The organism is Actinomycetospora termitidis (assembly GCF_030286555.1).
GTDB lineage: Bacteria > Actinomycetota > Actinomycetes > Mycobacteriales > Pseudonocardiaceae > Actinomycetospora > Actinomycetospora termitidis.
In genome coordinates this window covers 17,105-38,543 of record NZ_JASVWF010000003.1, presented here as the reverse complement: position 1 = coordinate 38,543, position 21,439 = coordinate 17,105, and the positions used below count along the sequence as shown (strand labels likewise).

Here is a 21,439-nt window from a genome sequence, read left to right as displayed (position 1 = left end):
GTACATGAGGCACGCAGGAGGACCTCGGAAGGTGCCTCATGTACTTCTCGCGCATGATCAGGCCACCGGCCGATCACGTGACGGAGCGCCGTGGTGGCCGGGCGAGCAAGTTCACCCGCACGGGCGGCACGGACCATCCGCCGGGTCGCCCCTCGTGGCCGCAGAATGGGCCCATGACCACCGACGCGCGCCGAACGGCAACCGACGCGCGATCGACGGTCGGGGAGCGTCCCGCCGGCGCTTGGGGATCCTGGCCGCCTCCGGTACCCGGTGACCGTCCGCTGTCGATGACCTCGCGGGCCGACCGCTCCGAACACGCCGTGATGGCCACCGAGCTCGAGCAGGCGAACCGCACCGGCCAGCCACCGATGGCCCTGTGCGGGGTCGCGGTGGACATGGCCCCGCTGGGCGCGGTCGCGGCGCACGTCTGCCGACCCTGCCGTGAAGCCGTCACGCGCCGCCGCCGTGAGTCGCGCCCACCGCAGCCGACTCCGTGGGCCGTGCTGGTCCAGTGGTACGAGGCCCTGGTCCGACTCCTGCGCTCCGGGATGGCGCCCCCGACGCAGAAGGCGATCGCCGCCTCCCGCGCTCCACTGGCGCTGCCGTCGGCGCCGACGCCGGGTCCGGCCCGTGCCCCCCACCCGGTCCGCGACGCCGGTGGCCGTCACCGCCGCCCGGACTGACATCAGTCGGGCGGCAGGACGCGCTCGAGGAGCCTCTGGACCTCGGCTCCCGAGAGATGAGGTCGCTCGGAGATCACCGCATCGTCGTCCCGTCGGTAGACCGGCGTCGACTCGCCTCGGTCCGGGCCCCGCGCGATGAGCGTCGTCGTGAGGAGACCGGGATCGACCGGCTGAATCGTGTGGACCGTCCCGCGCTCGCACCGGTAGAGCTCGCCCCGGCGTCGCTCGGACCGGTCCACCGCGCTCAACGAGCGTCGACCCGCAGGATGGAGTGCTCCGCACGGGGGCGCGTACTCGAACCGATGGAACTCCTGGCCCGCCTCGGACTCCTCGAAATGCACCACGCGGAGCGGCGCACCCCAGACCACGGTCGACGCGAAGCGCCACCGATGCGAGTGCGGATCGTCCTGGGTCCGGACGGCGTGCCCGGAGTCCGCCCACACGTGCAGCCGAAGCCGCACCTCCGTGCCGGGCAGCGCCCCGAGCTGCAACTTGGCGAATCCGAGGGGGTGCCAGCTCGAGTGCGCCCCGAGATCAGCGGAGGCCGTGATGTCGCCACCGACCTCGCGCAACGTCCGGGCGAGGGCGTCGGTCTGCTGCAACGCCTGAACGATGTCGGCGAGCTGGTCGACCGTCGGGTCGGGCGCCGCGAGCGCCGGAAGGGTCGAATCGAGATCGACCAGACGTCGTGCTGCGCTGCTCCCGTCCACGTCCGCACCACCCCCGTTCGGACCGCTCCCGCTCGTCAGAGAGTAGGTCGTCCGAGAATCTCCAGCTCCGTCGTCGACGGACCGACGGCGACCATGCGCCCGCCGACCGCGGGCTCGGTCCGCTCCGGTGACCGCGGGCCGCCGATCGCGGCGAGCACGGTCTGGATCAGTTCCGCGATCTCGTGCTCCGCCAGAGTCCGCCGGCCGGGATCCGCAGGGCTGTCCGGTCGCCGGTAGACCGCCGCGGTCGGTCGGACCTCGGGGCCCTGGAGGACGAGCGTGGCCGTCATGTCGGCGTCGATGGGGCCGATGGTGTGGACGTCGGTCACATCGCACCAGTAGATGTCACGGATGGGGTCGCGCACCCAGTACTCGCGGCACGTGAGGCGGGCCTTGCCGTGCGGCACGAGGGAGGCGGTCACGGACGGCCGGAACATCATCTCGTCCCACACTGTCTCGCCCGGGTCGACCACGGTGTCGTCGTCGACGTGGTGCACCTCGAACTCCTCGACGAGCAGGCCACTGCCCGCGATCAGGGTGGAGGCGAAATTCCAGCGGTGGCCGTGCGGGGCGGAGTCGCGCCGGTTCGCCAGGTCCTCCGGTGAAGGGTTCTCGACGGCAGGCCAGACGTGCAACCGCACGGAGGTCCCGGTCGGGCCCGCGTCGTGCAGGACGATCTTGGCGAAGCCGTTGGGATGCAGGTAGGACCGGGACGTCACCTGGGCGAGGAGCGGCTGACTGAGCGCCGAGTTCAACAGCTCCGCCACCGAGGGCCCGCTCTCGCGGACCAACGTCATCGCGTGCTCGAGCTCCTCGACCTCCGGCCGGGTGCCGACCATGTCCGCGATCTCGAGAACCGAGAGATGCGTGCCGGCTGCCGGTATCACTGCTCTCCACCCTCGATCGGCACCATCGTCTGTCGGGCGTGGGCCGCCGTCACCGCGCGGAGGGCATCGAGTTGGAGCCAGACCGGAACGTCCCCGTTCGGCCATTGCCAGCGCTCGATCGACGAGTTGTAGGACCGCCACACCTCGGCGAGCGCTCGCGCCAGCAGATCCCACGACGGCGACCGGACCGACGCGAGGGCGTGCGCCACGAGCGCTGGGGTGAAGTGCCGGATCTCGAGGTCGCGCTGCCCCTCCGGCTCGACGTTCTCCCGGATCGGCGCGAGGTTCGCGTTCTCCTCGAGCCACCGTTGTCCCGACTCGATCGCGCCGAGGTACTCGCCGTCGGGATCGTCGAGACCACGTTCCAGCCCGTACGAGAGAACGGTCAGAGCGCGCGCCGTGTGGGCCGTCGACGGCCGTGGGACGGCGCCCGGGACGGCCGGGCGCTTCTCCGGCCAGGCGAGACTCCTGGCGTCCCGGTTGGCGAGCAGGTGCGCTGCGAGTTCACGGGCCAGGTCGGAGGTCGGTCGGAGTCGGGCCGTCGTACTCAGGGCCTCGACCAGCACGTAGGTGTGTTGCCGGTCCGACTCGCTCAGCATGGTGGCGAGCTCGTGCAGTGCCTCGTCGATGTCGAAGGTGGCGCCGATCCGCTCCAACGCGTCGATGACGACGGCCGTCGCCTCGGGGCGGCGACCGATCGCCCTCGTGCCCCATCCACCCTCGGGATAGTGGAACTCGAGGAGCCGTTCACCGAGGGCGTGCCGGTCGACGTACGGCGGGTCCTGGATGGCCGTCAGGAGGCGCATCGCGGACGCCGTCGTGAAGGCACTCGGGGGACGGTCGGGGCGGAAATCGCGTCGCCACCCCGACGGTCGCCCGTCGTCGTCGTGCACGAGTGCCTCGACGAGGACCCGGCCCAGGCCGCGATGTACGTCGTACAGGGTTGTGCCCGACGGTGCCTCCGTCGCGGGAACGATCGCCGGTGGACCCTCCGCCGGGGTGGTCAGCCCACTTGCCGCGGTCAATTCCTCCGTCGCGTCGAGGAGTCGACCGAGTCTGTCGACGTTGACCTGGGAGGGGCGGTGTCGCCCGGTCTCCCACTGCGACACCATCGCCCGCTGCACGCCGAGGTGCTCCGCGACCGCAGTCTGCGTCAGACCTGCGCGTCGCCGGGCGGTGAGGAGAGCGGTACCGAAAGCGCTTTCGCGTCGGCGCGGCTCGGCCGGCATCACCGGAGTGCAGTAGGTAGGACACGAGCCATGGAGACGTAGGGTAGGCGCTACCTTCGTCCCTTTCCACCGTGACTCACCGGTAGACAAGCGTCCGAGTGATGATTCCCCGAGGACGACCTGCGCCATGATTCCCCCGTTGCACCAGGTAATGGCGCGCAGACTCCCATATCCCGCCGTGACGCCGTCGCGAGGGTGTGACCTCCCCGCGACCTCATTGCGACCTCGTCCAGGGTGCAAGGGGCATAGGTAGGTGATCTACCTACACCGGTGCAGTTGGCAACGATTCGGCCAACGCCGTGAGGTAGGCATTACGTAGGCGTATGTCGGGCAGCCATGCTGCAGATGTTCCCGAAAGTAGGCAGTCGGGGGGTAGGCAGTGATGGAAGGTGTTGGTTCGTTCGGTCCGTGGTCCTACGGCGGTGGCACATGAGTGCCCGGCGGCTCGACCCCGGGGACTGGGGCGAACGTCCGCAGCCGCGCAAGCCCCGCGCGCCGCACCGGGTGGTGCTCCGGCACCGCACGGAGATCGAGCTCGGGACCCTCCTGGGCGCGCTCGGCTTCTCCCTCTGGCTCGGGTCCGGCTCCTGGCCGCGCCTGCTCGTCGTCGCTCTGCTTCTGGTGACCCTGCTGTCGGTGGAGGTGCGTGAGATGGTGCTCGGGCAGTGGCGGCGGATCGTGATGTCGCGCCGGCTCCAGCAGGCGTTCCTCGAACTCGGGATCTGCAGCCGGCACCGTCGGCTCACCCCGAGCGTGATCGACAGCTCCGCGATGCCCGGCGCGACGGTCGTCCGCGTGTGGATTCCGGTGGGCCTCACCGTCGACGACCTCGCGCGGCAGCGTCATGCGATCGCCGAGACGTGCTTCGTCGACGAGGTCCACGTCGAACGACGGCCGGGCCGCACGAATACTGCAGAGATCATCTTGATCCACCGCACGCTCGGCCGCCGTACCTGACGGCACGCGCGCGGACCGGTAGTTTGCCCACGCATGCGCGACGACGCGGTGGCACTGGCCGGTGACCTCGTCGACCTGCGGCGCCGCCTGCACCGGGCCCCGGAGGTCGGCCTGCAGCTCCCGCGGACGCAGGAGACGGTGCTCGAGGCACTGCGCGGGCTGCCGCTCGAGATCACCACCGGCACCACGACGACGAGCGTGACCGCGGTGCTGCGGGGCGCGCGGAGCGACAGAGCCGTCCTGCTCCGCGGCGACTTGGACGCGCTGCCCCTGCAGGAGCAGTCCGGCGAGCCGTTCACCAGCGAGGTCGACGGCGCGATGCACGCCTGCGGCCACGACCTGCACACGGCCATGCTCGTCGGCGCCGCCCAGGTGCTGAGCGCCCACCGCGACGCGCTCGACGGCGACGTCGTGTTCATGTTCCAGCCCGGCGAGGAGGGCTGGGACGGGGCGTCCCACATGATCGCCGAGGGGGTCCTCGACGCGGCCGGACCGCGCGTGTCCAGCGCCTACGGCCTGCACGTCATGGCCTCGACCTACGCCCCGCGGACCGTCAACACCCGCCCGGGCACAGTGATGGCCGCGCGGGCCACCGTCGAGGTGACGCTGCACGGGGCGGGCGGGCACGGGTCGGCACCGTTCCGGGCCCGCGACCCCATCTCGGCGCTCGCCGAGGTCGTCTCCGGGCTCCACGCCATGATCACCCGCCGCTTCGACGTGTTCGACCCCGTCGTCCTCACCGTCGGCCGGATCGAGGGCGGCACGAAGAGCAACATCATCCCCGACTCCGCGTCCTTCGACGCGACCGTCCGCACCTTCTCGGCCGGGGCCCGCGAGCGGATGCTCGAGCTCGTGCCGCAGGTGTGCCACGACATCGCGCGGGCCCACGGCTGCGAGGCCGAGGTCGTCGTCGCCGGCGAGTACCCGGCCACGGTCAACGACGGCGCCGAGACCGCCTTCGTCACCGGGGTCGCGGCGGAGCTCCTCGGGGCGGACCGCGTGGTGCAGATGTCGCACCCCGAGACGGGCGCGGAGGACTTCTCCCGGGTGCTCGAGGCCGTGCCGGGGGCGTTCGCGTTCCTCGGCGCCGCCGTCGGCGACCCGGAGCGCACCCCGTCCAACCACAGCCCCCGGGCCGTCTTCGACGAGTCCGTGATGTCCGACGGCGTGCTCCTGCACGCCGAGCTCGCCCGCCGTTCCCTGCAGCGTCACCCCTGACCGGGAGGCCGATCGTGCGCCCCACCTGCTACGTCCTGCTCGGGCTGATCACCCTCGGGCTGCTCGCCGCGCCGCTCCTGGGCTTCGTCAACACACCCGCGCTGTGGTTCGGCCTGCCGTCGATCATGGTGTGGATGGGCGTGCTCGTCCTGCTCATCACCCCCGTCCTCGCCGCGCTGGAGTTCACCCGGGACGGGAGACGCAGCGGAGCGGAGCTCGACCCCTCGACGCGGGAGGACGGCGAATGAGCACGGTCCTGGTGGTCACCGTCGTCGGGATCGTCGTCATCGCCGCCGTCGGGTTCGCCGGCCGCCGCGGCGCGATCACCGACGTCTCGGACTGGGCCGTCGGCGGCCGGCGCTTCGGCTCCTGGACGATGTGGTTCCTCCAGGCCGGCGAGGTCTTCACGACCTTCACGTTCCTCGGCATGGCCGGGCTCGCCTTCGCCGGCGGTGCGGCCGCGCTCTACGCCCTGCCCTACGTGCCGCTGGCCTACGCGGGCCTGTACTTCCTCGGACCCGTCGTCTGGCGCCGGGCCCGCGAGCGGGGCCAGGTCACCCAGGCCGACTTCCTCGCGGACTTCTTCGGATCGCGCGGCTTCGGCACCCTCGTCGCGGTCCTCGGCGTGGTCTTCCTCCTGCCCTACCTGCAGCTGCAGATCACCGGGCTCGGGCTCGCGGTCCAGCTCGCCACCGGGGCGAAGGCGAACGGGACGGTGAGCATGGTCGTCGCGTTCGTGCTGGTCGTGGCGTTCGTGCTGTGGTCGGGAATCCGCGGCGTCGCGACGACGTCCTACCTCAAGGACGCGCTCATGCTCGTCGTCCTCGTGGTGCTGCTGGTGGTGATCCCGGCCGAGGTCAACGGCGGGATCGGCGCGACGTTCGAGCGCGTGCTCGCCGACGCGCCGCGCATGCTCACCATCCACGAGGGCGAGTACGACGCCGGGTACTTCATCTCTTCGACGGTGGCCTCCACCCTCGGCGTGCTCTTCCTGACGCTGCCGCACATGTGGCCGGCCCTGCTCTCCGCCGGCTCCGAGCGGGCGGTCCGCCGCAACTACGCCTTCCTGCCGGTCTACTCGGTCTGTCTCGTCATCCCGATGATCACCGGCTTCGTCGCGTTCACCGCGCTCCCGCCGGAGACCAGCAGCAACGGTGCCCTCCTCGCGATGGCGGCGCAGGCGTTCCCGTCGTGGTTCGTGGGGATCGTCGTCGTCGCGACCGCCGCGACCGCGATGGTCCCCGCAGCCGGCCTGATCATCGGGATGTCCTCGCTCGTCGCCCGCAACATCGTCCGCACGACGACGGACCGCGGCCAGACCGTGGCCAACCAGGCCTCCGTCGTGGGCCTGACGGCGCTCGCGCTCGTCCTCGCGATCGCGCGGCCCGACCTGCTCGCGAACCTGCTGCTGCTCACCTACTCCGGGCTCGACCAGCTCGTCCCGGCGCTCGCGCTGGCGCTGTTCGCCCGCCGCTGGGTCGGGCTGAGGCCGGTGCTCGCGGGCCTCGTCGTCGGGGAGGTCGTGGTCATCGCCCTGACGTTCGGGCCCTACGGCGGCACCGTGAACGAGGGCCTGATCGCGCTGGTGCCCAACCTGCTCGTCGTCGGGATCGGAGCCCTGGTCGAGCGGCGCACGCGCGCCCCGGAACGTGAGGAGGTCACGACGTGAGGCTGGTCCTGCAGGGCGGCGAGGTCCTGGACGGGACGGGGGCGCCGGCCGCGCGCGCGGACGTCGTCGTCTCCGACGGGCTCGTTCTCGACGTCGGGTCGGGCCTGGACGGCGACGAGGCCCTCGACTGCGCGGGAGCGACGATCACCCCGGGCTTCGTCGACGCCCACGTGCACGTCACGAGTTCCGGGATCGACCTGATGTCCCGCCTGACCACGCCGTTCAGCTACCAGTTCTTCGCCGCCGCACGGAACCTGACGGCGACCCTGCGGGCCGGCGTGACGACCGTGCGGGACGCGGGCGGCGCCGACGTCGGGGTGCGGAAGGCGGTCGAGGACGGGCTGGTCGCCGGTCCACGCATGCGGATCGCGGTGACGATCCTCGGCCAGACCGGCGGACACTCCGACGGCTGGTTGCCCTCCGGGCACTGTGTCCCGCTGTCCCTGCCGCACCCCGGCCGCCCGGAGGGCGTCTGCGACGGGGTCGACGGCGTGCGGGCGAAGGTCCGCGAGGTGCTGCGCGCGGGCGCCGACGTCGTGAAGATCTGCACGACGGGCGGGGTGCTCTCGCCCGGGGACGACCCGGAGCACACCCAGTTCTCGCCGGAGGAGATCGCCGTCGTCGTCGCCGAGGCGGCGGCGCAGGGGCGCGAGGTGATGTCACACGCGCAGGGCGCGACCGGGGTGAAGAACGCCGTGCGGGCCGGGGTCCGGTCCGTCGAGCACGGGATCTTCCTCGACGACGAGGCGATCGCGCTGATGCTGGAGCACGACACGGCGCTGGTCCCGACGCTCGTGGCGCCCCGGGCGGTCCTGGAGGCGGCCGGGGCGGGCGCACGGTTGCCGGCCGAGGTCGTCGCGAAGGCCGCGGCCGTGGTCGACGTGCACACCGACTCGATCCAGCGGGCCGTCGAGGCGGGGGTGCGGATCGTCATGGGGACCGACTCCGGGGTCGGGCCGCACGGACGCAACCTGTCCGAGCTGCCCCTGATGCAGGCCTGCGGGATGGCGCCCGAGGCCGTCGTCGCGGCCTCGACCTCCGCGGGCGCGCGGCTGCTCGGGCTGGGCGACGTGACCGGCCGCGTCGCTCCGGGCCTCGCCGCCGACCTGTGCGTGGTCGACGGCGGGCTCACCGGCGAGGGCGGGCTCGACGACCTCTCGGCCCGCCTGCGGGCGGTCTACCGGGACGGCCGGGCCGTGACCGGATGACCCGCCGTCGGCATCAGGGCTGCTTCTTGCCGCCGCCCCCGAAACGCTTGAACATCTCCTGCGCCTTGGCGCGGTTCTTGGGGTCCGACGCGTAGCGCTTGGCCTGGTCGGTGTACTTGCGGCCCTGCGGGCTCTTGAGGAACTCCGAGACCTTGCTGAACAGACCGGGCACGACTGATCTCCTACCGGGAATCCGATGTGTCCCCTTCACACTACGACCCGTAAGTTACCGACCAGTAGCTCCCTACTACCTACTCGCGAGTAACATGAGAGGGGTACGCCACGTCGCCGTGAGGGCGTGGACGTGGGACAGTCGGGTCAGTGGCGTTGTTACCGACGGGTAAGTTACCGGCGGGGCAATGGCCGGCCGTTGAGTACAGGAGGTCACAGCGGACCCATGAACATCGTCGTACTGATCAAGCAGGTGCCGGACACCTGGTCGGAGCGCACGCTCTCCGACGGCGACAAGACCCTCGACCGCGCGTCGTCGGACGCGGTGCTGGACGAGATCAACGAGCGCGCCGTCGAGGAGGCGCTCAAGATCAAGGAGGCCGGCGGCGACGCCGAGGTCACCATCCTCACCGCCGGTCCCGACCGCGCGACCGACGCCATCCGCAAGGCCCTCTCGATGGGCGCGGACAAGGCCGTGCACGTGAACGACGAGGCGATCCACGGCTCCGACGCCGTCGCGACCGCCAAGGTCCTGGCCAAGGCGATCGGCACCGTCGGCGACGTCGACCTGGTCCTCGCCGGCAACGAGGCGACCGACGGCCGCAGCGGTGCGATGGCGGGCGTGCTCGGCGAGCTGCTCGGCTGGCCGTCGCTGACCCACGCCAACGAGCTGTCGGTCTCCGACGGCACCGCCACGGTCAAGCGCGAGACCGACGAGGGCACCTGCGACGTCACCGCGTCCCTGCCCGCCGTGGTCAGCGTCGGCGAGAAGATCAACGAGCCGCGCTACCCCTCGTTCAAGGGGATCATGGCGGCCAAGAAGAAGCCGGTCAGCAAGATCGGGATCTCCGACCTGGGGCTCGACGCCTCCGAGGTTGGGCTCGCCGGCTCGCTCGTGCAGGTCGACTCCTTCGCCCCGCGTCCGCCGAAGTCGGGCGGTCAGAAGGTCGAGGACGAGGGCGACGGCGGCGCGAAGATCGCCGAGTTCCTCGTCGGCCAGAAGCTCATCTGAGCTGCCGTCCACGAGCGATAGAGGAGACCCACGGACATGGCTGAAGTGCTGGTCCTCGTCGACCACGTCGACGGCGAGATCAAGAAGAACACCTACGAGATGCTGACCGCGGCGCGCCGCATCGGCGAGCCGTCGGCGGTCGTCGTCGGCACGCCGGGCACGGCCGCGAAGCTCGCCGAGGGCCTCGCCGCCCACGGCGCCGAGAAGATCTACGTCGCCGAGTCCGACGACGCGGTGAACTACCTGTCGACCCCGCAGGTCGACGCGCTCGCGACCCTCGTCGAGCGCGTGTCGCCCCCCGCGGTGCTCATCCCCGCCGGCGCCGACGGCCGCGAGGTCGCGGGCCGCCTCGCGGTGCGCACCAACTCGGGCTGGCTGAACGACCTGATCGACGTCGACGGCGAGCGCGCGGGCACCCACTCGATCTTCGGTGGGGCCTTCACGGTGCAGTCGCACGTCACCACGGACACCGCGGTCATCTCGTGGCGCTCCGGCTCGATCGAGGTCGAGGAGAACGCGGGCGCCGGGACGCAGGAGACCGTCGACCTCCCCGCGATCGATGGCGCGCGTGCGGCGAAGGTGTCCAACCGGGCGCCGATCGTCGGCGGCGACCGCCCCGAGCTCACCGAGGCGACCGTGGTCGTCGCCGGTGGCCGTGGTGTCGGCTCGGCCGACAACTTCGACGTCGTCGAGGGCCTCGCCGACTCGCTGCACGCCGCCGTCGGTGCGTCGCGCGCCGCGGTCGACTCCGGCTACTACCCGAACCAGTTCCAGGTCGGGCAGACCGGCAAGACCGTGTCGCCGCAGCTGTACATCGCGCTGGGCATCTCCGGCGCGATCCAGCACCGCGCCGGCATGCAGACCTCGAAGACGATCGTCGCGGTCAACAAGGACCCCGAGGCCCCGATCTTCGAGATCGCCGACTTCGGCATCGTCGGTGACCTGTTCTCGGTCACCCCGCAGCTGACCGAGGAGGTCGGCAAGCGGTCGTCCTGACCCGCCGTCGTGAAGGGCACCTCCGGGACTCCCGGGGGTGCCCTTCCGCGCGTCCGGGCCCGATCCGTGCGTCGTTGGAGGACATCCACGGGTGCGCACGCCACGATGAGGATTACGCTCGGCAGACGATGACCTACCTCGACCACGCGGCCACCACGCCGATGCTGCCCGTGGCCGTCGCCGCCTACACGGAGGCGCTCGGCCGTGTCGGCAACCCCTCCTCGCTGCACACGGCGGGCCGGCGAGCGCGACGCGACGTCGAGGAGGCCCGCGAGACCATCGCCGAGGCCGTCGGCGCGCTGCCCACCGAGGTGGTGCTCTCCACCGGCGGCACCGAGGGCGACAACCTCGCGCTCAAGGGCCTGTACTGGGCCCGCCGGGCGGCGGACCCGCGCCGGACCCGCGTCGTCGTCTCGGCCGTCGAGCACCACGCGGTCCTCGACGCCGGCGAGTGGCTCGCCGCGCACGAGGGCGCGACGCTCGTCGTGCTGCCGGTCGACGCGGTCGGCCGGGTGTCCCCGGAGGTGCTGCGCGCGGAGCTCGAGGCCCACCCGGGCGAGACCGCGCTCGTCAGCGTGATGTGGGCGAACAACGAGGTCGGGACGGTCAACGACGTCCGCGCCCTCGCCGAGGTGGCCCACGAGTTCGACGTCCCCCTGCACACGGACGCGGTGCAGGCGGTCGGGTCGCTGCCGGTCGACTTCGCCGCCTCGGGCGCGGACGCCCTGTCGCTGACGGGGCACAAGCTCGGCGGGCCGGTCGGCGTCGGGGCGCTGCTGCTGCGCCGGGACGCGGTGTGCGTGCCCCTGCTGCACGGCGGCGGCCAGGAGCGCGACGTGCGCTCCGGCACGCTGGACGTGGCCGGCACGGTGGCGCTGGCGGCGGCGGTGGAGTCCGCCGTCGACGCGGTGCCGCGGCGCACCACGGAGCTCGCGGTCTTGCGGGACGACCTGGTGGCGCGGCTGATCGGGGTCGTCCCGGACGCCACGCTCAACGGTGTGCCACTGGACGCCCCGCTGCTCAACGGTGGGCCGGCACGGCTCGCGGGCAACGCGCACCTGTCGTTCCCCGGCTGCGAGGGCGACAGCCTCCTCATGCTGCTCGACGCGCACGAGATCGAGTGCTCCACCGGCTCGGCCTGCACCGCCGGGGTGGCGCGGCCCTCGCACGTGCTGCTCGCGATGGGGGTCGACGAGGCCGCCGCTCGCGGCTCGCTGCGGTTCTCGCTCGGGCACTCCTCGACGGCGGCCGACGTGGATGCGGCGGTCGCGGCCATCGGACCCGTGGTCGAGCGGGCCCGGGGTGCGTCCACCCGCGCCGCGCGAACCGCCGAGCGCGTGGGGACCTGACCGTGCGGGACCCGAGCCCCCGGTCCGGCTCCGCTCCGCTCCGCGTCCTCGCAGCCATGAGCGGCGGGGTCGACTCGGCCGTCGCCGCGGCACGCGCGAAGGACGCCGGACACGACGTCGTCGGCGTCCACCTGGCGCTGTCGGCGAAGCCCGCGACGATGCGCGAGGGCGCCCGTGGGTGCTGCTCGGTGGAGGACTCCCGCGACGCCCGCCGCTGCGCCGACGTGCTCGACATCCCGTTCTACGTGTGGGACATGGCCGAGCGGTTCCGCGAGGACGTCGTCGAGCCGTTCGTCGCCGAGTACGCGGCGGGCCGCACGCCGAACCCGTGCCTGCGCTGCAACGAGAAGATCAAGTTCTCCGCCGTGCTGGACCGGGCGCTGGGCCTGGGCTTCGACGCGGTCGTGACGGGGCACTACGCCCGCCTGCACGACGGGGTGCTGAGGCGGGCGGCGGACCCGGACAAGGACCAGTCCTACGTGCTGGGCGTCCTCACGGCCGACCAGCTCGCCCACGCGATGTTCCCACTGGGCGACTCGCTCAAGTCCGTGGTGCGCGCGGAGGCGGCCCGGCGCGGGCTCGTCGTGGCGGAGAAGCCCGACAGCCACGACATCTGCTTCATCCCCTCCGGCGACACGCAGGATTTCCTGTCCTCACGCATCGACGAGGCGCCGGGTGAGCTGGTCGACGCCGCGTCGGGGGCGGTACTGGGTCGGCACGGCGGGGTGCAGAACTTCACCGTCGGCCAGCGACACGGGCTCGGCCTGTCGCGGCCCGCGCCCGACGGCCGGCCGCGCTACGTGCTCGGGATCGAACCGGTGTCGCGCCGGGTGCAGGTGGGCCCGGTGGAGTCGCTGGACGTGGTGGCGCTGTCGACCGAGGCGCCAGTGTGGCACGGCCCGCGCGGGTCGGTGAGCGACGTGACGGTGCAGGTACGCGCGCACGGCGGGGTCGCGCCGGCCGCGGTGGAGGTTCGTGACGACGGCCTGTCGGTCGCGTTGGGCGCGCCCCTGCGCGGGGTGGCGCCGGGCCAGGCGGTCGTGGTCTACGACGGTGACCGCGTCCTCGGCTCGGCGACCATCGCGGCCACGTCTTGACGGCGGTCCGACCGATCTTCAGCGGCATCGGGTGCTCTCATGGCACCCGATCGCCACTGAAGTCCGCGCCCACCGGCGCGCGGTGCACCTTGTCGCGGGGAGTTGCCGGTGCGGCGCCGCCTTGTCGTTGTGATTCCCAGCGACAGGGTGTCGGGGGAGGTGCGATTGCCCGCGACAAGGGAGCCCAGGTCGCTTGTCGTTGTGATTCGCCGCGACAAGGGAGCCGAGGGCGTCGGAGCGCGCCGACCCGTCGTCGGGAAGGAAGCGCCCTATGATCGGCGCCCATGGGCTTCGAGGCCGAGAACATCCGCGACTGGCTGGGCAAGAAGGTCGTCGACCCGAGCGGGTCGAAGATCGGTGACCTCGAGGCGGTGTACTACGACACCGCCACCGACGAGCCCGCCTTCGTCACCGTGACGACCGGGATCTTCTCGGGCAAGCGTCTCGTCTTCGTGCCGCTGCACGGGGCGACGGTCCACCCGGACCACGTCAAGGTCACGGTGGACAAGGACCTCGCCAAGGACGCCCCGTCGATCGACACCGACGGCGAGCTGCCCGCCTCCGACGAGCCCGCGATCTTCGAGCACTACGGCATCCCGCTCACCCCGGGCACCGGGCGGCGGCTGGCACGGCGCTGACGGACGACGTCGCCGGCGAGCCCCGCGCCACGTTGCGCGAGGCGCTCGCGAGCGTGCGCACCCGGCGTCGCGACGACGGCGATCTCGAGCTCACCGGCGACATCGCCCCGGAACTCGCCGAATCCCTGCTCCGCGCGCTCGCCCGGGTGTCCGACGAGCTGCGGGCCGACGACGAGGCCCGGGGAGCGGAGCCCCGCAGCGGAGGGCGACTGCAGGCCGACGCCTTCGTCGCCCTCCTGCTGCGGGTCACCGATCAGCCCTGACGGGCCTTCCACTTCGGGTTCTTCTTGTTGATCACCAGTGTCCTGCCGTGGCGGCGCACCACGACCGAGCCCGGCTTCTGCTTGAACGCCCTCAGCGACGCACGGACCTTCATCGCGCTCCCTCACCAACTCGACTTCGTCACGCCCGGCAGGTAGCCGGCGTGGGCGTACTCGCGGAGACGGACGCGCGACAGGCCGAACGCCCGCAGGTGGCCGCGCGGCCGCCCGTCGACCGCGTCCCGGTTGCGCACCCGCGTGGCACTCGCGTCCCGGGGCTGGCGGGCCAGCTCCGCGACGGCGGCCGCGCGCGCGTCGTCGGACGACGACGGGTGCCGCACGATCTCCTTCAGCTCCGCCCGGCGGGCCGCGAACCGGGCGACGGTCTCCTTGCGACGCTCGTTCTTGACGATCTTGCTCCGCTTCGCCATCAGACCCTCTCCCCGGCCGCGCGCAGCCGTGCCACGACCGCCTCGATCCCGGCCCGGTCGACCGTCCGGATCCCCTTCGGCGACAGTCGCAGCCGCACCCACCGCTTCTCCGAGGGCAGCCAGAACCGCCTCGACTGCACGTTGACCCGGAACCAGCGGTTGGTGCGCACGTGCGAGTGCGAGACGTTCTTCCCCGACGACGGGGCGCGCCCGGTCACCTGGCAGCGCCGGCTCATCGGGCGGTGGACGTGTAGGGGAGCAGGGCCATTTCGCGGGCGGTCTTGATCGCCGACGCGACCTGACGCTGCTGCTGCCCGGTCAGCCCGGTGACCCGCCGGGAACGGATCTTGCCGCGGTCCGAGACGAACGTCCGCAGCAGCGTCGTGTCCTTCCAGTCGACCGAGGTCAGACCGCGCTGGTGCAGCGGGTTCGCCTTCCTCCGCGCGGGCCGTGGGACCCGCGCGGAGGCCATCAGCGCTCCTCGCGGAAGTCGACGTGGCGGCGGACCTGCGGGTCGTACTTGCGGAGCACGAGCCGGTCGGGGTCGTTGCGCCGGTTCTTCCGGGTGACGTACGTCGTCCCCGTGCCGGCTGTCGAGCGCATCTTGACGATCGGCCGGATCTCGTTGCGGGCCATCTCTCCTCCTCCGTGTTGGTATCGATTATCGTTAACGTTAGCCGACCGAGGAGGATTCCCTGATGCCGGACCCGTTGGTGATCGTGTGCGGGGTCGACCGCGACGCCGTGCTCGCCACCGGAGAGGCGGTGGCGACGGCGAACCCGCGCACCGTGCTCGTGGCGCACGACCTGCGACGACTCGGTGAGGGCGTCGTCACGCGCGCGGTGCACCGCGAGGGCCGCTGGACGACGACGGCCCTCGAACTCGCGCACGGCTGCGTCTCCTGCACCCTGCGCGAGGACCTGCTGCCGCTGCTGCTGGAGCTGGCCGACGACGACGGGGTCGGGCGCGTCGTGCTGCTGCTGGACCCGGGGATGGAGCCCGAGCCGGTCTGCGAGGCGCTCGCGCACGTCGTCCCGGACGGCGGGAACGGGCCGGTGACGGAGGCCCTCGACCTCGTCGGGGTCGTCGCCGTCCTCGACGGCGAGCGCTGGCTCGACGACGCCGGGTCCGACGACGCCCTCGCCGACCGCGGCCTGGCCCTCACCGAGGACGACGACCGCACCGTCGCGCAGATCGTGGTGGGCCACGCGGAGTTCGCGGACGTGCTGGTCGTCGTGGGAGGGCCCGAGCCGTGGGAGCGGGTCCGGCGTGACGCCGTCCTCGCGCGGCTCGCTCCGCAGGCCCGCCGGCTGGACGCCGCCGGCGTGGACGCGATCCCGGACGTCACCCCCGTGCTCGCCGAGCTGCACCCCGACACCCGGTGCGGCGTCCCGGACGACCCGCACGGCCCGCTGCTGCGCGGTCAGCCGCCGCTGACCCGCGACGTCGGGGTGTCGCTGCTGCACGTGGGTCTGCGACGCCCGTTCCACCCACAGCGCCTGCACGAGGCGTTCGACGTCCTGCTCACCGGCACGGTGCGGGTCCGTGGACGGGTGTGGGTGGCGTCCCGGCCGGAGCACGCGCTGTGGATCGAGTCCGCCGGTGGCGGGCTGCAGATCGGGATGGCGGGCCGGTGGCTGGCGGACTCGCTCGCGTGGGACGACGTCGACGAGGTGCGCCGCGCGTCGGCCTCACTGCGCTGGGACGAGCGCTGGGGTGATCGCGAGCAGCAGCTCGTCGTGCTGCTCCACGACGCCGAGCCCGCGGACGTCGTGGCCGCCCTCGACCTGGCGCTGCTGACTGACGACGAGCTCGCCCTCGGCGAGGACGCCTGGCGCGCGTTCCCCGACCCGTTCGGCCTCAGCCACACCGATCCGTGCGACGAACTGGAGGGGCCCGCGGTCCCCGTGGAGAACCGAGGAGAGCAGGCATGAAGGACATCCACCCCACCTACGGACCGGTCGTCGTGCGGGACCAGACCAGCGGCGACACGTTCCTGACGCGGTCCACCGTCGTCGGTACGCGGACGCTGCCCACGATCACCTGGACCGACGGAAAGACGTACCCCGTACTCGACGTCGAGATCTCCTCGTCGTCGCACCCGATCTGGACCGGCACGGCCCGGCCGATCGAGCGGGGCGGCCGGATCGAGAAGTTCAACCAGCGGTACGGCCGGCGATGAACGGCGTCACCGTGGTCGCCTGCGGGGTGGAGGCCTGCCCGCACGCCGCCGCCGCACCGCACGACTGCGACGACGAGCTCCGCGCCGCGATCCGGGCGACGCCGCACGGCGTGCTCGTGCGTTCGGGGTGCCTGCAGGGCTGTTCCACGGCAACGACGTCGGCGGGCGCGACCGTGCTGGTGCAGCCCTGCGACACCCATCGCCGTCCGGTCGGCCCGGCGCTCGTGGTCGGCCCGCTCCACGAACCGGCCGACGTGGCCGAGTGCTGCGCGTGGCTACGGGCCGGCGCGCCGGCGCCCGCCCCGTCGCACCTGGTGGCGGGGCTGCTCACCGGTTAGGCGTGCGGCGCCCCGGTCGGCGCGCCGGAGTCCTCGCCGAAGCGCCACGGCTGGCCGGTCGACTCCAGCACGGCCATCCAGAGGTCGCCGTGCGGGTCGACCTGGTTGCGGCGGCTGACGGCGAGCGACATCGGGATGTGCACGAAGCGGCGCCGCACCCGCCCGACCACCATGGCGGTCCGACCGGACATGGCGGCGTGCACCGCGGCATGGGAGAGCCGGACCGTGTAGACGCTGTCGTAGGGGTTCGCGGGGACGCTGCGGATCAGGTAGCTCGGGTCGACGTAGCGGACCGAGGTCTCCGTGCCCGCCGTCGCGAAGTGGTCCTCGATGCGCTCCTTGAGCCACGGTCCGACGTCGGCGAGCCTCGAGTTGCCCGACGCGTCGGTGCGGCCGATCGGGTCGAGCAGGTCCTGGCCCGCGCCCTCGGCGACGACGACCACGGCGTTCCCGCGCGTGGACACCCGGCGGCGCAGGTGTTCCAACAGTCCGGTCTCGCCGTCGAGCTCGAAGGGCACCTCCGGGATCAGCACCGCGTCGGCGTCCGAGCGCACCAGGGACGCGTAGCAGGCGATGAACCCGGAGTGCCGCCCCATGAGCTTCACCAGCCCGACGCCGCCCGGGGTCGACTTGGCCTCGACCGTCATGGAGCGGATCGCGTCGCTGGCCTCGGCGAACGCCGTCTGGAAACCGAAGCTCTGGTCGATGAACGGGATGTCGTTGTCGATGGTCTTCGGGATCCCGACGACCGCGATCCGGAGTCCCCGTTCACGGATCACCCGGGCGATCTCCATCGCGCCGCGCATCGTGCCGTCGCCGCCGATCACGAACAGCACGTTGAGGTGCATCTGCTCGAGGCAGTCGACGATCTCCTCGGGGTCCTGCGGGCCGCGGGAGGTGCCGAGGAACGTGCCGCCGTCGACCGGGGAGTCGCGGACCGACTCCGGGGTCAGCTCGACGACGTCGTGGCCGTAGGCCGAGACGAAGCCGCGGTAGCCGTTGCGGAAGCCGACGACCCGCCGGACGCCGTAGTGGTAGGTCAGGGTGCGGACGAGGCCGGCGATGACGTCGTTGAGGCCCGGACACAGGCCGCCACAGGTGACGATGCCCGCGCGGGTCTTCGAGGGGTCGAAGTAGATCTGGCGACGGGGCCCGCAGGGCTCGAGGCCCGGGAGGTCCTCGAGCGAGGCCCCGCGGCGGGCGATCCCGGCCGCGGTGTCGTCGAGCAGCACGCGGTCCCCGGAGTCGACGTAGTGCTCCGTCGTGCCCCGGCTGGCGTCGAGCAACGGCGAGAGCGGCGAGCTGATCCGCGCCGGGCCGAGGGTCTCGATGTCGAGGTCGCCGGGCTTGATCTCGGCCGCCAGGCCCGCGTCGTCCCCTGTTGCCGTCATCCGACCTGGTCCTCCCGTCGCGTCGGCCCCTCCCACGCCGTCGTCAGGTCGGCGCGCGAGCGGGTGGCCTCGATCAGCCGCGCATTCGGCTCGTCGATGGCCTCGACCCACGCGACGGCCTCGTCGCGGGTCTTGCCGAACCGTACGTGGCGCCCGACGAGGCGTTCGCGCCGCGCGACCTCGTCGGTCTCGTGGAACCACACCTCGTCGAACCGGGCGCGTACGGCCCGCCACGCCGGATCGTCGACGAGGAGGTAGTTCCCCTCGCTGACGACCAGCCGGCAGGAGGAGGTTACCGGAATCGATCCAGCGATGGGTTGCTCGATCTCGCGGTCGAAGGCGGGCGCGTAGACCGTTCCGGACGAAGGCTCGCGCAGCTGGCCGAGCAGCGTGGCGTACCCGTCGGCGTCGAAGGTGTCCGGCGCGCCCTTGCGCGCCCGGCGGCCCAGCCGGTCCAGCTCGACGTCGGCCAGGTGGAACCCGTCCATCGGGACGTGCACCGCCTCGGACCCGAGCGCCTCGACGAGCGCGAGCGCGAGCGTCGTCTTGCCGGCGCCGGGTGCGCCGGCGATGCCGAGCAGGGCTCGACGATCGGGGTTCACGAGCCGCCGCGCCCGCGCGACGAGCTCCTCGAGGCTCACGACGACGGGTCGAACACGGTGATGCCGGTGTGCTCGAAGTCCCGGACGTTCCGGGTGGCCAGCGTGGCTCCGCGCGCCCGGCAGATGGCGGCGATCTGGGCGTCGGCGATCGAGATCGGCCGACCGGCAGCCCGGCGGGCGGCGACGACGGGCCCGTACTGCTCGGCCGCCGCCCGATCGAACGGGATGACCACGCCCTCGAGGCTGTCGTCGACGATCGCGCGCATCGCGAACGCCGTCATCTCGCGACGGGCTCCCGCCGGCATGATCGCGATGCCCATGTCGATCTCCGCCAGTGTCACCGCGGACACGACGACGACCTCGGGCTCCGTGGCGAACCAGCTCTCCAGCCCGTCGCTGCGGTTCGGCTTCGTGAGGTCGGAGAGGACGTTCGTGTCGACGACGATCACCGGTCGAACGGACTCTCGCGCGGGTAGTCCGCACGCGGCGGGATGTTCGCGAAGACGTCGTCGAACCCGCCGACCTCTGCAGCCAGTGCGCGCGCTCTCTCCAGGCCGGCCCGTCGTCGTTCCGTGCGCGACGGGCGGACCGCCGCCTCGAGGATGGCCCGGACCTCGGCCTCCATGGACCGCCCGTTCTCGGCGGCGCGGACGCGCAGGCGGGAGCGCACCTCGTCGTCGAGATCCCGCACGGTGATGGTGGCCATGCCAGCAATGCTAGCAATCGCGCAGGACGTCCAGGAGGTGTTCGCGCAGACCGGCGCCGCGGACCGCGAACTCCTGCTGGGCCTCCGCGTACGTCGCCTTCCCCGCGGCCGTCTCGATGGGGACGGGCTCGTACCCGTGGTCGGCGAGGTCGTAGGGCGAGGCCCGCATGTCGAGCACGCGGACGTCGCGGGCGAGCTCGAAGCAGTCCAGCAGCAGCTCGCCCGGGACGAGCGGGCCGAGCTTCGTCGCCCACTTGTAGAGGTCCATGGTCGCGTGCAGGCAGCCCGGCTGCTCGAGCTCGACCTGGCGCTCGCGCGTCGGGGTCTCGACGTTGCGGGGCGCGGCCTCGTCGGTGAAGAACCGGTAGGCGTCGAAGTGCGTGCAGCGGAGCCGGTGCTGTTCCACCACGGCGTCCGTGCCCGCGCCGCCGAGCCGTAGCGGGACCGCGTGCCGCGTGGCGTCCGCCCGGTAGACCATGGCCCACTCGTGCAGCCCGAAGCAGCCGAGGTGCGGCGCACGGGAGGCGGTGGCGGTGAGCAGGCCGCGGACGAAGGCGACGGTCGCGGGTCGGATGCTCGTCGGGTCGACGTGGCTGCCGTCGGGGGAGTAGTGCCTCCAGCCCGACCGGTCGCTGTCGATCAGCGTCACGCCCGGGCCGGGGTGCCAGACCCGCAACCGGTTCGGCCGCGTCGGGTAGTAGGTGTAGAGGAAGTCCTCGACGGGGTGCGACTCGTGACGTGCCCGCCGCGCCCGGTGCGCGGCGGTCAGCGCGTCGGCGCGCTCGGCGTGCGCCCGCTCGCGGGCACGCCACGTGGCTTCGTCGAGGTGGAGCATCGCGCGCTCCAGGGTGCCAGGCCGGGCTTCACCCGGCGTCGGGACCGGGACGACGACGCTGCCGCCGCACCAGCTGCACGATCTCCCGCAGCGCCATGACCGCGGCGAAGGTGCCGAAGACGACGCCCAGCACCACGTTGCCCAGCGCGAGCGCCAGCAGCGCGCCCGCGGCCGCGCCGGGGGCCGCGGCGAGCCCGACGAGGTTCGCGATCCGCAGGTCGGCCGTGCCCTGCCGCCAGTGGGACAGGCCGCCCACCAGGCAGTTCGGCAGGAACACCAGCAACGACGTCCCGGCCGCGGTGTGCAGGTCGACCCCGAACAGCAGCACCAGCGCCGGCACCGCGAGCAGCCCGCCGCCGAGCCCCATCGCACCCGCCCACGCGCCGACGAGGACGCCCACCACCACCGACAGCGGCACCACGAACCACCACGTCGCGAGCAGGTCGGCGGGCACGACGGCGCCGTCGGAGACGGGGTCGAGCCCTGCCGCGTCGAGGTAGAGCTTCGTGGCCGTCAGCACGAGGATCGCGATCAGCAGGACCCGCAGCAGGGTCTCGGACGCCCGCGCGACGAGCTTCGCGCCGTAGAACCCGCCGATCATCCCGCCGACGAGCATCCCGGCCCCGGCCCGCAGGTCGATCGTGCCGCCGACGAGCCAGTAGACCAGGGCGCCGACCGCGCACACCGAGGCCGCGGCGAGCGTGGAGGTGCCGTGCACCGCGGGTCGGGACAGGCGCGTGTAGTGCGCCAGCGCGGGCACCGTCAGGACCCCGTTCCCGCCGCCGAGCAGCCCACCCACGACCCCGCTCAGCGCTCCGATGCCGAGCAGTCGTCCGTTGCGGTCCGGCACGGTCCTCCCTGGTACACCTG

Annotated in this window: 30 protein-coding genes and 1 pseudogene; 15 read left to right on the top strand and 16 right to left on the bottom strand. The window is 72.6% G+C overall.

Annotated features, from left to right (window positions below):
• Positions 1–287 precede the first annotated feature (287 nt).
• On the top strand, positions 288–683 hold the full coding sequence (locus QRT03_RS13650) for a hypothetical protein (protein ID WP_286053416.1): 396 nt from the start codon (positions 288–290) through the stop codon (positions 681–683).
• A gap of 2 nt (positions 684–685) precedes the next feature.
• Here the strand turns inward: QRT03_RS13650 and QRT03_RS13645 are convergent, their stop codons facing one another.
• The 4 genes and pseudogenes from QRT03_RS13645 to QRT03_RS32180 all read right to left on the bottom strand — a co-directional run.
• Complete coding sequence (locus QRT03_RS13645; protein WP_286053415.1) at positions 686–1,393, bottom strand: hypothetical protein; 708 nt, start codon at positions 1,391–1,393, stop codon at positions 686–688.
• Between the two features lie 35 nt (positions 1,394–1,428).
• The gene (locus QRT03_RS13640) at positions 1,429–2,232 is read right to left on the bottom strand and encodes a hypothetical protein (RefSeq protein WP_286053414.1); all 804 of its coding nucleotides are present in this window, start codon (positions 2,230–2,232) and stop codon (positions 1,429–1,431) included.
• A gap of 44 nt (positions 2,233–2,276) precedes the next feature.
• Positions 2,277–3,086, bottom strand: a complete 810-nt coding sequence (locus QRT03_RS13635) for a hypothetical protein (protein WP_286053413.1) — start codon at positions 3,084–3,086, stop codon at positions 2,277–2,279.
• A 222-nt stretch (positions 3,087–3,308) separates the two neighbouring features.
• Positions 3,309–3,509 (bottom strand): annotated as a pseudogene (locus tag QRT03_RS32180) (helix-turn-helix transcriptional regulator); the annotation flags it as partial.
• Between the two features lie 429 nt (positions 3,510–3,938).
• Between QRT03_RS32180 and QRT03_RS13630 the strand changes: the two are divergent.
• The 5 genes from QRT03_RS13630 to QRT03_RS13610 are packed head-to-tail and all read left to right on the top strand — an operon-like array spanning position 3,939 to position 8,561.
• Positions 3,939–4,466 (top strand): hypothetical protein, encoded by a 528-nt coding sequence (locus tag QRT03_RS13630; RefSeq protein ID WP_286053412.1) that lies wholly within the window; start codon positions 3,939–3,941, stop codon positions 4,464–4,466.
• Positions 4,467–4,499: 33 nt separating this feature from the next.
• On the top strand, positions 4,500–5,684 hold the full coding sequence (locus QRT03_RS13625) for a M20 metallopeptidase family protein (protein WP_286053411.1): 1,185 nt from the start codon (positions 4,500–4,502) through the stop codon (positions 5,682–5,684).
• 14 nt (positions 5,685–5,698) lie between these two features.
• On the top strand, positions 5,699–5,932 hold the full coding sequence (locus QRT03_RS13620) for a hypothetical protein (protein WP_286053410.1): 234 nt from the start codon (positions 5,699–5,701) through the stop codon (positions 5,930–5,932).
• Complete coding sequence (locus tag QRT03_RS13615) at positions 5,929–7,353, top strand: sodium:solute symporter family protein (RefSeq protein WP_286053409.1); 1,425 nt, start codon at positions 5,929–5,931, stop codon at positions 7,351–7,353. Before QRT03_RS13620 ends, QRT03_RS13615 begins: the two co-directional genes overlap by 4 nt.
• Positions 7,350–8,561, top strand: a complete 1,212-nt coding sequence (locus tag QRT03_RS13610) for a metal-dependent hydrolase family protein (RefSeq protein ID WP_286053408.1) — start codon at positions 7,350–7,352, stop codon at positions 8,559–8,561. The genes QRT03_RS13615 and QRT03_RS13610 overlap by 4 nt, the downstream gene beginning before the upstream one ends.
• Before the next feature lie 13 nt (positions 8,562–8,574).
• On the opposite strand, the gene QRT03_RS13605 is transcribed toward QRT03_RS13610, so the two are convergent.
• On the bottom strand, positions 8,575–8,733 hold the full coding sequence (locus QRT03_RS13605) for a hypothetical protein (RefSeq protein ID WP_286053407.1): 159 nt from the start codon (positions 8,731–8,733) through the stop codon (positions 8,575–8,577).
• Between the two features lie 225 nt (positions 8,734–8,958).
• Between QRT03_RS13605 and QRT03_RS13600 the strand changes: the two genes are divergently transcribed.
• From QRT03_RS13600 to QRT03_RS13575, 6 genes are all read left to right on the top strand, one after another.
• On the top strand, positions 8,959–9,744 hold the full coding sequence (locus tag QRT03_RS13600) for an electron transfer flavoprotein subunit beta/FixA family protein (protein WP_286053406.1): 786 nt from the start codon (positions 8,959–8,961) through the stop codon (positions 9,742–9,744).
• A gap of 36 nt (positions 9,745–9,780) precedes the next feature.
• Positions 9,781–10,740 (top strand): electron transfer flavoprotein subunit alpha/FixB family protein, encoded by a 960-nt coding sequence (locus QRT03_RS13595; protein WP_286053405.1) that lies wholly within the window; start codon positions 9,781–9,783, stop codon positions 10,738–10,740.
• A gap of 128 nt (positions 10,741–10,868) precedes the next feature.
• Positions 10,869–12,089, top strand: a complete 1,221-nt coding sequence (locus tag QRT03_RS13590; RefSeq protein WP_286053404.1) for a cysteine desulfurase family protein — start codon at positions 10,869–10,871, stop codon at positions 12,087–12,089.
• A 56-nt stretch (positions 12,090–12,145) separates the two neighbouring features.
• Complete coding sequence (mnmA, locus tag QRT03_RS13585) at positions 12,146–13,186, top strand: tRNA 2-thiouridine(34) synthase MnmA (protein ID WP_425604838.1); 1,041 nt, start codon at positions 12,146–12,148, stop codon at positions 13,184–13,186.
• Between the two features lie 284 nt (positions 13,187–13,470).
• Complete coding sequence (locus tag QRT03_RS13580; protein ID WP_286053402.1) at positions 13,471–13,824, top strand: PRC-barrel domain-containing protein; 354 nt, start codon at positions 13,471–13,473, stop codon at positions 13,822–13,824.
• 53 nt (positions 13,825–13,877) lie between these two features.
• Positions 13,878–14,087: a hypothetical protein gene (locus tag QRT03_RS13575; protein ID WP_286053401.1), complete on the top strand. Its 210-nt coding sequence runs from the start codon at positions 13,878–13,880 to the stop codon at positions 14,085–14,087.
• Here QRT03_RS13575 and QRT03_RS13570 read toward each other — a convergent pair.
• The 5 genes from QRT03_RS13570 to rpmG are packed head-to-tail and all read right to left on the bottom strand — an operon-like array spanning position 14,078 to position 15,151.
• On the bottom strand, positions 14,078–14,200 hold the full coding sequence (locus QRT03_RS13570; RefSeq protein WP_286053400.1) for a ribosomal protein bL36: 123 nt from the start codon (positions 14,198–14,200) through the stop codon (positions 14,078–14,080). The two genes, QRT03_RS13575 and QRT03_RS13570, sit on opposite strands and share 10 nt — an antisense overlap.
• Before the next feature lie 9 nt (positions 14,201–14,209).
• A complete protein-coding gene (gene rpsN, locus QRT03_RS13565) occupies positions 14,210–14,515 on the bottom strand; it encodes a 30S ribosomal protein S14 (protein WP_286053399.1) in 306 nt (101 codons plus the stop codon).
• Positions 14,515–14,751: a 50S ribosomal protein L28 gene (gene rpmB / locus QRT03_RS13560; RefSeq protein WP_286053398.1), complete on the bottom strand. Its 237-nt coding sequence runs from the start codon at positions 14,749–14,751 to the stop codon at positions 14,515–14,517. The genes rpsN and rpmB overlap by 1 nt, the downstream gene beginning before the upstream one ends.
• A complete protein-coding gene (gene rpsR / locus QRT03_RS13555; RefSeq protein ID WP_286053397.1) occupies positions 14,748–14,987 on the bottom strand; it encodes a 30S ribosomal protein S18 in 240 nt (79 codons plus the stop codon). Before rpsR ends, rpmB begins: the two co-directional genes overlap by 4 nt.
• Positions 14,987–15,151 (bottom strand): 50S ribosomal protein L33, encoded by a 165-nt coding sequence (gene rpmG / locus QRT03_RS13550; protein WP_286053396.1) that lies wholly within the window; start codon positions 15,149–15,151, stop codon positions 14,987–14,989. Before rpmG ends, rpsR begins: the two co-directional genes overlap by 1 nt.
• Before the next feature lie 62 nt (positions 15,152–15,213).
• On the opposite strand from rpmG, the gene mrf reads away from it, so the two are divergent.
• Genes mrf through QRT03_RS13535 form a run of 3 tightly spaced genes read left to right on the top strand, consistent with a single transcriptional unit; the run spans position 15,214 to position 17,035 of the window.
• Positions 15,214–16,449 carry a ribosome hibernation factor-recruiting GTPase MRF gene (mrf, locus tag QRT03_RS13545; protein WP_286053395.1) on the top strand — a complete coding sequence of 412 codons (1,236 nt, stop codon included), beginning with the start codon at positions 15,214–15,216 and terminating at the stop codon, positions 16,447–16,449.
• Positions 16,446–16,697 carry a type B 50S ribosomal protein L31 gene (locus QRT03_RS13540; protein ID WP_286053394.1) on the top strand — a complete coding sequence of 84 codons (252 nt, stop codon included), beginning with the start codon at positions 16,446–16,448 and terminating at the stop codon, positions 16,695–16,697. The genes mrf and QRT03_RS13540 overlap by 4 nt, the downstream gene beginning before the upstream one ends.
• Positions 16,694–17,035, top strand: coding sequence for a hypothetical protein (locus QRT03_RS13535; RefSeq protein ID WP_286053393.1), 342 nt, complete (start codon positions 16,694–16,696; stop codon positions 17,033–17,035). Before QRT03_RS13540 ends, QRT03_RS13535 begins: the two co-directional genes overlap by 4 nt.
• On the opposite strand, the gene QRT03_RS13530 is transcribed toward QRT03_RS13535, so the two are convergent.
• The 6 genes from QRT03_RS13530 to QRT03_RS13505 are packed head-to-tail and all read right to left on the bottom strand — an operon-like array spanning position 17,032 to position 21,419.
• Entirely contained in the window at positions 17,032–18,426 is a 1,395-nt protein-coding gene (locus QRT03_RS13530) for an ATP-dependent 6-phosphofructokinase (protein ID WP_286053392.1), read from the bottom strand. The genes QRT03_RS13535 and QRT03_RS13530 overlap by 4 nt on opposite strands.
• The gene (locus QRT03_RS13525; RefSeq protein WP_286053391.1) at positions 18,423–19,067 is read right to left on the bottom strand and encodes a nucleoside/nucleotide kinase family protein; all 645 of its coding nucleotides are present in this window, start codon (positions 19,065–19,067) and stop codon (positions 18,423–18,425) included. Before QRT03_RS13525 ends, QRT03_RS13530 begins: the two co-directional genes overlap by 4 nt.
• Positions 19,064–19,477 (bottom strand): type II toxin-antitoxin system VapC family toxin, encoded by a 414-nt coding sequence (locus QRT03_RS13520; RefSeq protein WP_286053390.1) that lies wholly within the window; start codon positions 19,475–19,477, stop codon positions 19,064–19,066. Before QRT03_RS13520 ends, QRT03_RS13525 begins: the two co-directional genes overlap by 4 nt.
• The gene (locus QRT03_RS13515; protein ID WP_286053389.1) at positions 19,474–19,734 is read right to left on the bottom strand and encodes a FitA-like ribbon-helix-helix domain-containing protein; all 261 of its coding nucleotides are present in this window, start codon (positions 19,732–19,734) and stop codon (positions 19,474–19,476) included. The genes QRT03_RS13520 and QRT03_RS13515 overlap by 4 nt, the downstream gene beginning before the upstream one ends.
• Before the next feature lie 10 nt (positions 19,735–19,744).
• Positions 19,745–20,569 (bottom strand): ferredoxin reductase domain-containing protein, encoded by an 825-nt coding sequence (locus QRT03_RS13510; RefSeq protein ID WP_286053388.1) that lies wholly within the window; start codon positions 20,567–20,569, stop codon positions 19,745–19,747.
• A 28-nt stretch (positions 20,570–20,597) separates the two neighbouring features.
• A complete protein-coding gene (locus QRT03_RS13505) occupies positions 20,598–21,419 on the bottom strand; it encodes a TSUP family transporter (protein WP_286053387.1) in 822 nt (273 codons plus the stop codon).
• Between the last annotated feature and the right edge of the window lie 20 nt (positions 21,420–21,439).

Coding starts and splice junctions, on each gene's coding strand:
- QRT03_RS13650 (WP_286053416.1), top strand. CDS start 288: ATGACCTCGCGGGCCGACCGCTCCGAACACGCCGTGATGGCCACCGAG.
- QRT03_RS13640 (WP_286053414.1), bottom strand. CDS start 2,232: ATGGTCGGCACCCGGCCGGAGGTCGAGGAGCTCGAGCACGCGATGACG.
- QRT03_RS13635 (WP_286053413.1), bottom strand. CDS start 3,086: ATGCGCCTCCTGACGGCCATCCAGGACCCGCCGTACGTCGACCGGCAC.
- QRT03_RS13630 (WP_286053412.1), top strand. CDS start 3,939: ATGAGTGCCCGGCGGCTCGACCCCGGGGACTGGGGCGAACGTCCGCAG.
- QRT03_RS13625 (WP_286053411.1), top strand. CDS start 4,500: ATGCGCGACGACGCGGTGGCACTGGCCGGTGACCTCGTCGACCTGCGG.
- QRT03_RS13615 (WP_286053409.1), top strand. CDS start 5,929: ATGAGCACGGTCCTGGTGGTCACCGTCGTCGGGATCGTCGTCATCGCC.
- QRT03_RS13600 (WP_286053406.1), top strand. CDS start 8,959: ATGAACATCGTCGTACTGATCAAGCAGGTGCCGGACACCTGGTCGGAG.
- QRT03_RS13595 (WP_286053405.1), top strand. CDS start 9,781: ATGGCTGAAGTGCTGGTCCTCGTCGACCACGTCGACGGCGAGATCAAG.
- QRT03_RS13590 (WP_286053404.1), top strand. CDS start 10,869: ATGACCTACCTCGACCACGCGGCCACCACGCCGATGCTGCCCGTGGCC.
- mnmA (WP_425604838.1), top strand. CDS start 12,146: ATGAGCGGCGGGGTCGACTCGGCCGTCGCCGCGGCACGCGCGAAGGAC.
- QRT03_RS13580 (WP_286053402.1), top strand. CDS start 13,471: ATGGGCTTCGAGGCCGAGAACATCCGCGACTGGCTGGGCAAGAAGGTC.
- QRT03_RS13570 (WP_286053400.1), bottom strand. CDS start 14,200: ATGAAGGTCCGTGCGTCGCTGAGGGCGTTCAAGCAGAAGCCGGGCTCG.
- rpsN (WP_286053399.1), bottom strand. CDS start 14,515: ATGGCGAAGCGGAGCAAGATCGTCAAGAACGAGCGTCGCAAGGAGACC.
- rpmB (WP_286053398.1), bottom strand. CDS start 14,751: ATGAGCCGGCGCTGCCAGGTGACCGGGCGCGCCCCGTCGTCGGGGAAG.
- rpsR (WP_286053397.1), bottom strand. CDS start 14,987: ATGGCCTCCGCGCGGGTCCCACGGCCCGCGCGGAGGAAGGCGAACCCG.
- rpmG (WP_286053396.1), bottom strand. CDS start 15,151: ATGGCCCGCAACGAGATCCGGCCGATCGTCAAGATGCGCTCGACAGCC.
- mrf (WP_286053395.1), top strand. CDS start 15,214: ATGCCGGACCCGTTGGTGATCGTGTGCGGGGTCGACCGCGACGCCGTG.
- QRT03_RS13540 (WP_286053394.1), top strand. CDS start 16,446: ATGAAGGACATCCACCCCACCTACGGACCGGTCGTCGTGCGGGACCAG.
- QRT03_RS13535 (WP_286053393.1), top strand. CDS start 16,694: ATGAACGGCGTCACCGTGGTCGCCTGCGGGGTGGAGGCCTGCCCGCAC.
- QRT03_RS13530 (WP_286053392.1), bottom strand. CDS start 18,426: ATGACGGCAACAGGGGACGACGCGGGCCTGGCGGCCGAGATCAAGCCC.
- QRT03_RS13515 (WP_286053389.1), bottom strand. CDS start 19,734: ATGGCCACCATCACCGTGCGGGATCTCGACGACGAGGTGCGCTCCCGC.
- QRT03_RS13510 (WP_286053388.1), bottom strand. CDS start 20,569: ATGCTCCACCTCGACGAAGCCACGTGGCGTGCCCGCGAGCGGGCGCAC.